The organism is Roseateles sp. P5_E11 (assembly GCF_054049355.1).
Window position 1 is genome coordinate 1 of sequence record NZ_JBFUMO010000139.1, and the last position, 11,960, is coordinate 11,960.

Annotated in this window: 11 protein-coding genes and 1 riboswitch; of the genes, 4 read left to right on the forward strand and 7 right to left on the reverse strand. The window is 68.7% G+C overall.

All coding sequences use genetic code 11. The features are described 5' to 3' along the window. Positions 1–109: 109 nt before the first annotated feature. A complete protein-coding gene (locus ACXJKR_RS12660; protein ID WP_457323137.1) occupies positions 110–673 on the forward strand; it encodes a hypothetical protein in 564 nt (187 codons plus the stop codon). Positions 674–732: 59 nt separating this feature from the next. Here ACXJKR_RS12660 and ACXJKR_RS12665 read toward each other — a convergent pair whose 3' ends face one another. The 3 genes from ACXJKR_RS12665 to ACXJKR_RS12675 form a co-directional block, all read right to left on the reverse strand. Then, positions 733–1,287, reverse strand: coding sequence for a PEP-CTERM sorting domain-containing protein (locus tag ACXJKR_RS12665; protein WP_457323138.1), 555 nt, complete (start codon positions 1,285–1,287; stop codon positions 733–735). Between the two features lie 151 nt (positions 1,288–1,438). Next, positions 1,439–2,386, reverse strand: coding sequence for a LysR family transcriptional regulator (locus ACXJKR_RS12670; RefSeq protein ID WP_056200116.1), 948 nt, complete (start codon positions 2,384–2,386; stop codon positions 1,439–1,441). Next, complete coding sequence (locus ACXJKR_RS12675; protein ID WP_457323139.1) at positions 2,387–3,862, reverse strand: M20 family metallopeptidase; 1,476 nt, start codon at positions 3,860–3,862, stop codon at positions 2,387–2,389. It abuts the gene before it with no gap. 129 nt (positions 3,863–3,991) lie between these two features. Here ACXJKR_RS12675 and ACXJKR_RS12680 point away from each other — a divergent pair, with 129 nt between their 5' ends. The 3 genes from ACXJKR_RS12680 to ACXJKR_RS12690 all read left to right on the forward strand — a co-directional run bounded on the left by ACXJKR_RS12680 (position 3,992) and on the right by ACXJKR_RS12690 (position 7,271). After that, positions 3,992–5,314, forward strand: coding sequence for a hypothetical protein (locus ACXJKR_RS12680; RefSeq protein ID WP_457323140.1), 1,323 nt, complete (start codon positions 3,992–3,994; stop codon positions 5,312–5,314). Further along, the gene (locus tag ACXJKR_RS12685; protein WP_457323141.1) at positions 5,311–7,017 is read left to right on the forward strand and encodes an MORN repeat-containing protein; all 1,707 of its coding nucleotides are present in this window, start codon (positions 5,311–5,313) and stop codon (positions 7,015–7,017) included. The genes ACXJKR_RS12680 and ACXJKR_RS12685 overlap by 4 nt, the downstream gene beginning before the upstream one ends. 65 nt (positions 7,018–7,082) lie before the next feature. Beyond that, complete coding sequence (locus ACXJKR_RS12690) at positions 7,083–7,271, forward strand: hypothetical protein (protein WP_056200133.1); 189 nt, start codon at positions 7,083–7,085, stop codon at positions 7,269–7,271. A gap of 279 nt (positions 7,272–7,550) precedes the next feature. On the opposite strand, the gene ACXJKR_RS12695 is transcribed toward ACXJKR_RS12690, so the two are convergent. The 4 genes from ACXJKR_RS12695 to ACXJKR_RS12710 all read right to left on the reverse strand — a co-directional run bounded on the left by ACXJKR_RS12695 (position 7,551) and on the right by ACXJKR_RS12710 (position 11,909). Next, positions 7,551–8,402 (reverse strand): hypothetical protein, encoded by an 852-nt coding sequence (locus ACXJKR_RS12695; protein WP_457323142.1) that lies wholly within the window; start codon positions 8,400–8,402, stop codon positions 7,551–7,553. Between the two features lie 69 nt (positions 8,403–8,471). After that, positions 8,472–9,047: a methionine biosynthesis protein MetW gene (metW, locus tag ACXJKR_RS12700; protein ID WP_457323143.1), complete on the reverse strand. Its 576-nt coding sequence runs from the start codon at positions 9,045–9,047 to the stop codon at positions 8,472–8,474. Then, complete coding sequence (metX, locus tag ACXJKR_RS12705) at positions 9,044–10,216, reverse strand: homoserine O-succinyltransferase MetX (protein WP_457323144.1); 1,173 nt, start codon at positions 10,214–10,216, stop codon at positions 9,044–9,046. Before metX ends, metW begins: the two co-directional genes overlap by 4 nt. Positions 10,217–10,258: 42 nt before the next feature. After that, positions 10,259–10,334, reverse strand: a riboswitch (SAM riboswitch). A 3-nt stretch (positions 10,335–10,337) separates the two neighbouring features. Further along, positions 10,338–11,909, reverse strand: coding sequence for a methyl-accepting chemotaxis protein (locus ACXJKR_RS12710; protein ID WP_457323145.1), 1,572 nt, complete (start codon positions 11,907–11,909; stop codon positions 10,338–10,340). Between the last annotated feature and the right edge of the window lie 51 nt (positions 11,910–11,960).

Consider the following 11,960-nt stretch of genomic DNA (forward strand, 5'->3'; position numbering starts at 1 on the left):
TATGGCTGYGCTTTGCGCCTTGCAGCCCATCCCAAATCACGGCGCGCCGCATCGCGGGAACTCATTCAGCGCTTCCCTAGAATTTCATTATCCACGAGGGCCCTTCCCTATGACCTATGCCCCGACCTCGGCCTTGATTGCCGAACTGCTTGCCCGCCCCGCCGACGCCGACCGCCTGATGCGCGCCGCCTGCGCCGAGTTGCGCGCCCATCCCCTGCCGCCAGCCCCGCCCGATGCCAACGCCCTGCGCACCGGCCTGGGCCGCGTTGCCGAGGCGGGGCTGGACGGCGTGCTGCATCGCCTCGTCGCCGATGTGCCACACGGCTGCATGACGGAGAGCCTCGCTGCACTGCTGCGCCCGCCCGAGCTGGCCTGGGACGAGGCCCAGGAGATCGACTGGGCCGCACGCCATTGGCAGGAATGCCGCGCCGAGGGTCTGCTAGACGAGGACCTGGCGGCCGACTTCGGCGAGTACTGGCGGCGCCTGGAATGGAGCGCGTTGCGCCAACACCTTGTGCTGCTGGCGACCCTGGGCGAAGGCCACGCCGACGAGCGCCGGCTGATGGCCCATGTCGCCAAGACATCGAGCCGCTACGTCGCCTTCGGGCCGCTCAAGCGAGCCATGGAGGCCCGCCATCCCGAGTTCTTCGTGCTCGGCTTCAGCCTGCGCTGAGCCGAAAGCAAAACGACCCCGGGGCCGAGGCCGCGGGGTCGCCGTGGGGTGCGGATGAATCAGGCTTTGCGGCGGCGCTTGGCCAGGCCGACACCGGCCAGGGCAATGCCCACCAGCGCATAGCTGGCCGGTTCAGGCAGAGCGGCGGCACCGGTCTGGTAGGCCCACAGGCCCAGGTCGCTGTAGGCCGAAGTGTTATTGGGGTTGTAGTGGTCCCAGCTGCCATTGGTGCCGGCGTAGGCGTAGGCATAGGCATTCGGGTTGCTGGCACCGACGTCGGCGTAGTTGCCCCACATCAGGCCGCGCGAGGACGAACCACCGATGACCGAGCTCAGCGCGTTCCAGTCGCTGCCGGGCGTGCTGGTCCACAGCGCATCCACGTCGCTCAGCGAAGCGACCGAGAAGCCGGCAGCGGTGGCCGTGTTGACCTGAGCCGTGTAGTTCATGTTGAACAGGTCGGGCAGCTGGAGCCAGACACGGCCGGTGGTCGTGTCCTGGAAGGTGGCATAGCCGTTCACATCGGCGTGCGCCACGAGGCCGGCGTGAGCGGCACTGGCGCCCAGGCCGATGACGGTAGTGAGGGCGACGGCCAACAGCTTGGTCGAGAAGGTCATTTGATTTATGAACTAGGGGTTGACGACGGACGCATGTTGCCCGCGTCGCCTCCAAGTTCCGCCCCCTCGCCTCCAGGGGGTCAGGCCATGCCTTGTGAACAAGTTCGCAGCCGCCCGGCCGCGTCTTCCCCCGTGGTCACGGGGAAGCGCCTCAGGGGCAGGTCGCGCAGCCCGCTGCGACCAGCCAGGGGTCCTTGTCCTCGCCGCCGAAGATCTGCAGCAGGAAGTCGAGGAAGGCGCGCGTGCGTGCCGGCACGTATTTGCGGGTCGGCATGCCGGCCCACAGCGTCGTGCCAAACAGCCGCCACTGCGGCATGACGCGCTCCAGCGCCTGCTCCAGCAGCGCGTCCTCGACCATGAAGCTGGGCAGCCCGGCCACGCCCAGGCCGTGCAGGGCGGCGGCGTAGTTGGTATCCATGTGCGTCGTCGACAGCGCGGCGCGCGAGGGCACGATGGGCAGGGTGATCTCCTCGGTGCCGTCGCCGCGCTGCAGCGTCAGGCCGCGCATCAGCGAAGGCGTGGGCGGCAGCAGCGCGTCGTGCTGCTTGAGGTCGTGCGGGTGCTGGGGGCGGCCGCGCTGGTCCAGATAGTCGGGCGAGGCGCACATGATGAATTCACTGCGTGCCAGGCGGCGGGCGATGAAATCGCCGTCCAGCGTCTCGCGGGACAGGAAGATGGTCAGGTCGTAGGCGTCGTCCACCGTGTCGACCGGGCCCGGCGACGTGATCTCCAGCGTCACCAGCGGGTACTCGCGATGGAACTTGGGCAGGTGCTTGGCGAGCTGATGCACCGCGATGGCCGGCGGGCACAGGATGCGCAGCAAGCCGCGCACCTCCTGCGTGGCCGAGGCGGCCAGGGCTGCCGCCTCGTCGACATCGGCCAGGATGCGCCGCGCCCGCTCCAGATAGGCCTCGCCGATCTCGGTCAGCGACAGCCGCCGCGTCGTGCGGTTCAAGAGCCGCGTGCCGAGATGCTCCTCCAGCTCGGCCACCAGCCGTGTGACGACGGCGGGCGCCAAGTCCAGCCCGCGTGCCGCGGCGGCAAAACTGCCCTCGTCGATGACGCGGACGAAAACCTTGATGGCGCGTAGCTGATCCATTCAGGGATGCGCAGCCATGACCTGGGCCACCGCGGCGGTCAAGCGCTTGCCATAGGGCACGTGCAGGAACTCGTTGGGCCCGTGGGCATTGCTCTTCGGTCCGAGCACGCCGCAGACCATCATCTGCGCCTTGGGGAAGCCCTTTTGCAGCATGCTCATCAGCGGGATGGTGCCGCCCTGGCCGATATAGCCGACCGGCGCGCCGAAATGGGCCTGGCTGGCGTCGTTGAGCGCCTGGCTGAGCCAGGGCGACAGCTCGGGGGTGTTCCAGCCGGTGGCGCCGTAGGCCCCGGCGCGGCCGTCGGGCGTGAAGGTCACCTTGGCGTTGTAGGGCGCGTTGTCCTCCAGCAGGGCCTTCAGCTTGAGGGCAGCTTCGTTGCCGTCAATGAGCGGCGGCAGGCGCAGCGAAAGCTTGAAGGCGGTGTAGGGCCGCAGCACGTTGCCGGCGTTCTTCAGCTCGGGGAAACCGTCGGCGCCGACCACCGACAGCGTCGGCCGCCAGGTGCGGTTCAGCAGCACCTCGACCGGGTCGGTCGCGACCGGCAGCACCGGGCCGCCGTCCGCACCGCAGGCCCAGGGCATGCGCTTGTAGACCTCTTCCTTCAGGATGGCCGCCGTGGCCTTGACCTGGTCCAGGCGGGCGCCGGGGATGTCGCAGTGGAAGCTCTCGGGCAGCAGACGGCCCGTCTTGCTGTCCTCCAGCCGGTCCAGCACCTGACGCAGGATGCGGAAGGACGAGGGCACGACGCCCGAAGCGTCGCCGCTGTGGATGCCTTCGGCCAGCACCTCGACCTTCAGCACACCCGACACCATGCCGCGCAGCGAGGTCGTCAACCAGAGCTGGTCGTAGTTGCCGGCGCCAGAGTCCAGGCAGACCACCAGGGACACGTTGCCCAGCCGGGGACCGAGCAGGTCCAGGTAGGCCGGCAGGTCGAAGCTGCCGCTTTCCTCGCAAGTCTCGATCAGGCCGACGCAGCGCGGGCGCGGGATGCCCTGCTTGTCCAGCGCCATGATGGCCGTCAACGACGCGTAGACCGCGTAGCCGTCGTCGGCGCCGCCGCGGCCATAGAGCAGGCCTTTCTCATACTTGGGCGTCCAGGGACCGAGGTCGTTGCGCCAGCCGCTGAACTCGGGTTGCTTGTCCAGGTGGCCGTAGACGACGACCGTGTCTTGCGAATCTGCCTTGGTGGCCGGCACCTCGAAGAAGATGACCGGCGTGCGGCCAGGGATGCGCACCACTTCGAGCTTCAGGCCGGCAACCTTTTTGCTCTCCACCCAGGCGGCGGCCTGGGTCAGCACCTTCTCGATATGGCCGTTCTTCGCCCAGTCGGCGTCGAACATCGGGCTCTTGGCGGGAATGGCGATGTAGTCGGTCAGCGCGGGGACGATTTCCTCGTCCCAGACGCGGGCGGCAAAGTCGCCCAGCGCGGTGGCCTCGTCGGCTTGCAGGGGCAGGTGGGGATCACGTGCGTTCATGGCGTACTCCTGGCGCTTGTGGCGCGACTTACCAGTTTAGGCTTTGGCCGCGACAGGCATCACGCCGCCTGGGATAACTACCGGCGGCATTCACGGCGTCAACCGCTTAGGCTCGACGCCAAGATGCGCTTGTTACTGATTGTTCTGATTGCGCTGCTGACCGGCTGTGCCTCAGGCCCCAAATTCACCGTGGACGACGGCCGCGAGGTCGACGAGACGCTGCTGGCCGGCATGCGTGCCTATGGCGCCGGCGAGCGCCTGATCCGCCCGGCCATCGCGCGCAGCGCGGCGCTGAAAGACAAGGACTGCGACAAGCAGTGGGAGCTGCCCTTCGCCGTGGCCACCAGCGCCGGCTGGAGCGCGGACGATCGCGTCGCCTGGGTGCGCGCCCTGCAGGTGGACGAGAGGCTGACCGTCATCGCCGTCACCCAGGATTCGCCGCTGGCCCCGAGCGACCGCATCGTGCGCGTCGGCGGCCGCGAGGACATCGACGGCGAGCGCCTGCTGGAAACGCTGGCCGAGGCGCGCGACGCTGGCAAGCCCTTCAACGTCGGCCTGGCCTCAGGCCGCAACGTCGCCATCAAGCCCTTCGAAGTCTGCCGCGGCTACACACGCTTCGCACCGCCCAACACGGCGCAGCTGCAGGACTACCACTGGCTGCTCAGCCTGCACCCGCTGGAGGTGACCCAGGCCGAGCCCACACCCGACGAGGCGCTGTGGATGGTGTTGTGGACGCAGGGCCTGTCCGAAGAGGGCGGGGCCCGCATGAAGACCTACCACTACGCCATCAAGATCGCCGGCACCCTCTACAACCTGGCCACACTGGCCTCGGGCGTCAAGGCCGCAGCGCTGGCCGCCGACGCCGCGATGAGCGCGGCCAAGAGCGCCGCGGCCAACGTGGCCAGCGAGTTCCTTAAGCAGCAGCTCATCGAGCAGGGCAAGGCGCTGGCGACGCAGAAGATCCGCGAAGGCCTGGTGGACGCTGCTCAACAGCTGACGCGCCAGCAGGTCATGAACGTGATGCAGGCCGCGGCCGCCAACCGCGGCTCGCTGTCGGGCATCTCCCGCATCGCGGCCACCACCTTCGACTATGCCGACGCCTGGGCCTTCACGCGCATGGCGGCCCTGGGCGCGTCGCCGCTCGCGGGCTTCACGCTGCACCAGAAACTCATCGAGCGCAGCCTGGCCGCCAACGCCTTCCTGTTCGACGCCGACCGCCTGGCGGCCATCAACAAGATCGCCGCCGCACGCGGTTTCGAGGCCGAGGTGGTCGCCATCCTCGGTGGCCTGCGCGCCGACACGCTGCGGGCCGAGATCGGCGCCATGCCGCTGGCCTCGGCGCGCGGCAGCTTCAGCTTCGACAACGCCGACGACCCCGGCGCCAGCCGTTTCTCCCGCGGCCTGGTCGACGCCATGCTGGAACTGCCCGCCGAGTCGGCCACCAAGAAATGAAGTTCGCCATCACGCTGCTGCTGTTGACGGCCGCCTGGGCTCAGGCACAGACGCCTCCCGAAGCCGCGGCGTCGGCACCCGAGCCCGCAGCTTCCGAGCCCGTCGCCGCGCCGGCCCCACCGCCGCCCAGCTGCGCCCAACTGTCGAGCCGGGCGCTGTCGGCCGACCTGCGTGCCGCCACGGCCCAATCGCAGAACCAGCCACTGGAGGCCCTCGTCAAGCTCTACGACGAGGCGGTTGCGCAATGGGGCGGGGCACTGGCCAGCTGCGACGGCCGCGCTCGCGAACGCGCCCAACGCAACCTGGCCGACAGCCAGAAGACCCGCGAAGCCCTGGCCGAGAAGCTGCAGTCCGGCAGCCAGTGCGAGAGCGCCCACCGCGATGCCGCCTCGCTGCAGGAGCTGGCCCGCGCGGCCTTTGGCGAGCGACGCTTTGGCGACGCCGCCAGCCTCTACCGCAAGGCCGAGGGCATGTGGGAGCTGGCCGCCGAGCAGTGCAACGGCAGCCAGCAGCAGACTGCCCAGCGCCGCCGCGAGCAGAGTGAGATCGACGGCCACAACGCCGAGTTCTGCGCCGCGCCCTTCGAGCGCGCCCGCGAGTTCTCCAGCAAGCTGCGCAACACCGGCGCCGCCCTGCCGCTGGCCGAGCGCCAGACACAAAGCCAGATCGGCGAGACGCTGTGGCGCGACACCGCCAAGCTCTGCAAAGGCAGCGCCCAGGAGCTGGCGACGAACAACGCCCAGGCCCTGGCTCGCGAGCGCGGCACACCCTGGGTGGCGACACCGCTGCCCGGCGCGCCGGCACCGGTGGTTGCGGCAGCGCCCAAACCGGCGGCCGCGACGGCGGCACCCGTCACCAACAAGGCCGCTGCCAGCGCGCCACCGCCGGCCACGCCTGGGCTGCGCCAGGCAGCAGCCGCACCGATCACGCCCCTCGCCCAGGCCACAGCAGCGCCGGTGCCGGTTCCCGAGCCCAAGCTTTTCGATCGCATGGCCGGTGACACGCGCTACGTTGGCCAGTTCGTGCGCAATGACGACGACACCGTCACGGGCTCCGGTCGCGTCGAGTGGAAGAACGGCGACGTCTACGAAGGCCCGCTGCTGCGCAGCCAGCGCCAGGGCGTCGGCGAGATCCGCTGGGCCGCCGGCCAGCGCTACAAGGGCGACTGGGTGGCCGACCGCGCCACCGGCCGCGGCACCATGAGCTTTGCCAACGGCAATCACTACGAAGGCACGTTGATGGACGGCCAGCCAGAGGGCGAAGGCAAGCTGACCTATGCCTCGGGCGACGTCTACAGCGGCCAGATCCGCCAGGGGCTGCCGCATGGCCGCGGCAGCTATGTCTGGATGAGCGGCCAGCGCTACGAGGGCGAATGGGTCAACGACAAGCCACAGGGCCAGGGCAAGATGCGCTTCAGCAACGGCAACCAGTACGAAGGCCAGATGGCCGCCGGCCTGCCCCAGGGACGCGGCCGCATGATCTTCCCTGGCGGCGACGTCTACGAGGGCGAGTTCGACGCCGGCAAGGCCCACGGCCAGGGCAAATACGYCTGGCGCAGCGGCGAGCGCTACGAAGGCGCCTGGGCGCGCGGCCTCAAGCATGGCCAGGGCACCTTCCACTGGCCCAGCGGCGATCGCTGGGAAGGTGTGTTCAAGGACGACGAGCGCACGGACGAGGGCTTCATGGTGCGCAAAGGCAGCTGAGGGACGGCCCGAGACTGCCGCCTCCGTTACGCTTGCCCCATCAGCTTTTCTTTTGGAGATCCACGATGAAGACCCTGCTCACCGCCCTCGTCACCGCCCTCGCCATCGCTGCCCCGGCGGCCGAGGCGCGCGTGGCCCAGCACCACAAGACCAGCCAGGCCAGCAGCGGCATCCATGCCAAGACCGCCGCCAAGAAGACGACCAAGGCCAAGCACAAGAAGGCGGCCAAGAAGGGCCACAAGAAATCGGCCTGAGCTGCTGAAACCTAGGAGGCTGTCGGGCTTGGGGTCGGGTGCGCGCCAGGGCGAGTTGCGGGGTGAGACAAGGCGCGGGCGAGGCGTGTGGCGGGCCACACAACGAGTTCGCAACGCCGGATCGCCCCGCAAATCGCCCTGGCCCTGCGGGTTGGGCCTGCAAGGGCGCCGATCCTGCGTTGCAAATGCTCGCGGTACGCCCGGTACCGCTGCGCTTTGCGCCTTGTCTCAGCACCCTTGCAGGCCCAACGCGCACCCGACCCCAAGCCCGACAGCCTCCTAGGGCCGGATGAAGTAGCGCGCCGGGATAGCACGCGTTGCCTCACTCAGCCCGGGGTTGTCGATCTGCAGCACGCGGCGCTCGGCCAACCGGGCCTGCGCGAGCCCCGCATGCCGGGCAGCGAACAGCGTGTTGAACGAGCCGTCTTCGAAGGCCCGCGTCAGCCCCTCGGTGATGGCCGCGTGGCGCTCGCCGTCCCCGCGACGCACGAAGAGCAGGCGCGCGAACGGGTAGACCAGGGCGAGGTCGGGCTCCACGACAACATCCGGCGCCAACGCCTGCCATTGGGTCAGCAGGCCGTGGATCTCATTCAGACCCAGGGGCAAGTAGTCGAAGCGGCCCGCCTGCAACTGGCGGAACAACGTCGGCAGGTCGCTGCCGCTAACAACCCCCAGGCCGGCGGCGAGCAGCAACTGCGTATCGGGCCAGTCCTGGCCCTGACCGGCACGCAGCCGGGCGAGGCCGGCCAGGTCGTGCACCGCGCGGAACGCGGGCACCATGCCGGCACGGATCAGCAACAGTCGCCAGCCACTGAGGCCTCGGTCGACAGGCAGGTGCACCGGCTGAAAACGGGCTTCGAAGGCTCGACTGGTGCCCATGTCTATCACGTCGATTTCGCCCGTCTCAAGCTGGTACAGCGAGCGCCGGTAGTTGGTGGACGTGGGCGCCAGCAACAGCTCGAAGGGCCGCCCCCATTTCTGCAGCGCCAGGCGCAGCCCTTGGAAGCCGAAGGCCTCTTCGCCCTGGTCGTTGACGCGCGGGTAGACGAAGCGCAGCGGCGCGGCCTCAGCCCGCACCCAGGGCGCCACACCGGCAGCCAGCATGGAGGCGAGGAAACGAGCGCGCAACATGTAGCGAGCCTAGCGAATCAAGGCGCGCCGTGGGCTAGGGTTTGAGTCCGTTGCGCGCCGGCCGGGTGCTCACTCTCGTTCGAACTTGAACACCGCCACGCTGGCCATCAGATTGGGCCGCGTGCGCACCACGCCGCCATCCTGCAGGCCGAAACTGTCCAGGATCTTCAGCCGGTTCTTGCGCGCCAGCACGCCGAAGTCGGCAAAGGTGCCGACGCGGATATTGGGCGTGTCGTACCACTCGTAGGGCAGGGCTCGGGTGACTGGCATGCGCCCGAACAGCACCTGCAGCCGGTTGGGCCAGTGGGCGAAGTTGGGGAAGCTGACGATGCCCATCTTGCCCACGCGCGCCGTCTCCTTGAGCATGGCTTCGGCATTGCGCAGGTTCTGCAGCGTCTCCAGCTGCAGCACGACGTCGAAGCTCTGGTCCTCGAAGATGGCCAGGCCCTCTTCCAGGTTGCGCTGGATGACATTGACACCGCGCTTCACGCAGGCCAGCAGGTTGGCGTCGTCCAGCTCCACACCGTAGCCGCTGCAGCCCTTGTGCTTGATGAGGTGCTCGAGCAGCTCGCCTGTGCCGCAGCCCAGGTCGAGCACACGTGAGCCGGGCGGCACCAGCGCCGCGATGGCCGGGTCGAAGCTCATATGGCCACCCCCTTCAGCTGCAAGCCGGCGGGCCGCTCCAGGCTCGTGGCGATGCGCTCGAAATAGGCCCCCAGCACACCGTGATAGCGCGGATCGTMGAGCAGGAAGGCGTCGTGACCATGCGGCGCGTCGATCTCCGCATAGGACACGTCCAGCCGGTTGTCGAGCAGGGCCTTGACGATCTCGCGTGAACGGTCGGGCGAGAAGCGCCAGTCGGTCGTGAAGCTGACGATGAGGAACTTGGCGCGAGCGGTCGCGAAGGCGCGCGTCAGGTCGCCGCCATGCTCGGAGGCGGGGTCGAAGTAGTCGAGGGCGCGAGTGATGAGCAGATAGGTGTTGGCGTCAAAGTAGTCGCTGAACTTGTCACCCTGGTAGCGCAGATAGCTCTCGATCTGGAACTCGATGTCCTGGGTCGAATAGCCCAGTGCGCCACCCTTGAGCTCGCGGCCGAACTTCTCGGCCATGACGTCGTCGCTCAGGTAGGTGATGTGGCCGATCATGCGCGCCACGCGCAGGCCGCGCTTGGGCACCACGCCGTGGGCGTAGAAGTGGCCGCCGTGAAAATCGGGGTCGGTGACGATGGCGCGGCGCGCGACCTCGTTGAAAGCGATGTTCTGCGCCGACAGATTCGGCGCGGTCGCCACGGCAATGCAGTGGCTCACGCGCTCGGGATAGCGCAGCGCCCAATCCAGCGCCTGCATGCCGCCCAGGGACCCGCCCAGCACGGCCGCCAGCTTCAGGATGCCGAAGCGCTCGACCAGGCGGGCCTGGGCATCCACCCAGTCCTGCACGGTGACGACGGGGAAGTCGGCGCCCCAGGCCCGGCCCGTGGCGGGGTTGACATGCATGGGGCCGGTCGAGCCGAAGCAGGAACCGAGGTTGTTGACACCGATGACGAAGAACTTGTCGGTGTCCAGCGGCTTGCCCGGGCCGATGAGGTTGTCCCACCAGCCCTCGCTCTTGGCTTGGCCGGCCAGGGTTCCGGCGACATGGTGGCTGGCATTCAGCGCATGGCAGACCAGCACGGCATTGCTGCGCTCGGCATTGAGCTGGCCATAGGTCTCGACCATCAGGTCGTAGGCCGGCAGGCTGGCCCCGCTGCGCAGCGGCAGTGGTTCGTCGAAATGAAAACTCTGCGGCGACACGTCGCCGACGCTACGGCCCGTCATGGCCTCACTCCAATAAAAAAACCGGCGCCACTGTTGCGGGACGCCGGTTGATCGGAGCCCTGTTTAGCGGCATTTATTGAGCGCCCGCAATCCGGAACAAATCGGCGCTATGCGGCGGATTCTAGGCGTTCCCGTCGAGCCTGAACTGCGCCACCGCGCCCGTCAGCAATTGCAGCTGCTGGCGCAGGCTGTCGGCGGCGGCGGCGGACTCCTCCACCAGCGCAGCGTTCTGCTGCGTCATGTGATCGAGCTGGCTGACGGCGCCGTTGATCTGGCCGATGCGCGAGCTCTGGTCGGCCGCACCGGCCGCCACCTCGCCGATCATGTCGCTGACCTTTTGCACGTTGTCGACGATCTCCTGCATGGTGGTGCCAGCATGCTGCACGAGCCGGGAGCCCGTCTCGGTGCGCTCCAGGCTGGCCGAGATCAGCGACTTGATCTCGCGCGCCGCGTCGGCCGAGCGCTGCGCGAGCAGGCGAACCTCGCTGGCGACGACCGCGAAGCCGCGCCCCTGCTCGCCGGCGCGTGCCGCCTCGACGGCCGCGTTCAGCGCCAGGATGTTGGTCTGGAAGGCGATGCTGTCGATCAGCCCGAGGATGTCGCCGATGCGGCGCGAACTGGTGTTGATCTGCTCCATCGTCGCGACGACGTCGGCCACCTCCTGGCCGCCGCGGCGCGCCACCTCGGCTGCGCCTTCGGCCAGCTGGCGGGCCTTGCCGGCAGCGTCGGCGCCATGGCGCACGCCGCTGGTCAGGTCCTCCATCGAACTGGTCGTCTGCTGCAGGCTGGACGCCGCCTGCTCGGTGCGCTGGCTCAGGTCCTGGTTGCCCGAGGCGACCTCGGTGCTGGCCGTCTCGATGCTCATCGCCGAGGTCTTCACCTGCCGCACCAGGTCGCGCAGGCTGGATTGCATCGCATCCAGGGCGCGCAACAGTTCGGAGGCTTCGTCGCGACCGACGATACGGATGGCGTTGTTCAGGTCGCCGCTGGCGATGGACTGGGCCACGCTGCCGGCATAGCGCATCGGGCTGGTGATGGTGGACGAGTTGATCAGCGTGAGCGGCACGACGAGCACCATGACGAGGACCAGCACGGCCAGCGATCGCCAGGCGATGCGGCCCATCTCGGCGCCGAACTCGGCCTCGGTGGCCTTGGCCTGGGCATCGATGAGGGCGGCGATGCTCTCAACGCGCTTCTCGGTCTCGCGCATCGCTGCCTTGGGCCGGTTCAACATGCGGTCGGCCACCTTGGCGGTGTCAAAGCCGCCGGCCTCGATCTGGTTGAGCACCGGCTGGGCCGCCGTGCGGTAGTCCTGCAGAAACTTCAGCGCCTCGGCCGCCACGGCCTTGTTCTCCTCCCGCGTGCCCTCCTGCAGGCCCTGCAGCGCCGCGACCAGGCGCTGGGCTGCCGCGTCCCAGCGCTGGCGGAACTGCTTGACCTGCTCGGGCGTCTCGTAGGCGATGACCATCTCCTTTTCCTCCAGCCGCACGTCGGCCAGCCCTTGGCGGATGGCGGCCAGGTGCTGCAGGTCGCGCATCGCATGCGTGGTGACGTCGACATTGAGCGCCATCAGCTGGCGGCCACCAAGCAAGCCGGTCACGCCCAAAGCGGCAAACATCAGCAGCACCAGCAAGATGGCCCCGTGCATGCGGGTGCGGATGGTGAAGCTGCGCATCCAGGTGGCGAGGTCCATGTTCGTGTCTCCTAGTTAGGCCGCTTGGGCAGCGGCCTCGTTGCCTGCATG

Excerpts from the sequence above, each read along its gene's own strand:
- ACXJKR_RS12710 (WP_457323145.1), bottom strand. The coding sequence starts at position 11,909 with ATGGACCTCGCCACCTGGATGCGCAGCTTCACCATCCGCACCCGCATG.
- ACXJKR_RS12695 (WP_457323142.1), bottom strand. The coding sequence starts at position 8,402 with ATGTTGCGCGCTCGTTTCCTCGCCTCCATGCTGGCTGCCGGTGTGGCG.
- ACXJKR_RS12665 (WP_457323138.1), bottom strand. The coding sequence starts at position 1,287 with ATGACCTTCTCGACCAAGCTGTTGGCCGTCGCCCTCACTACCGTCATC.
- ACXJKR_RS12690 (WP_056200133.1), top strand. The coding sequence starts at position 7,083 with ATGAAGACCCTGCTCACCGCCCTCGTCACCGCCCTCGCCATCGCTGCC.
- metW (WP_457323143.1), bottom strand. The coding sequence starts at position 9,047 with ATGAGCTTCGACCCGGCCATCGCGGCGCTGGTGCCGCCCGGCTCACGT.
- ACXJKR_RS12660 (WP_457323137.1), top strand. The coding sequence starts at position 110 with ATGACCTATGCCCCGACCTCGGCCTTGATTGCCGAACTGCTTGCCCGC.
- ACXJKR_RS12670 (WP_056200116.1), bottom strand. The coding sequence starts at position 2,386 with ATGGATCAGCTACGCGCCATCAAGGTTTTCGTCCGCGTCATCGACGAG.
- ACXJKR_RS12675 (WP_457323139.1), bottom strand. The coding sequence starts at position 3,862 with ATGAACGCACGTGATCCCCACCTGCCCCTGCAAGCCGACGAGGCCACC.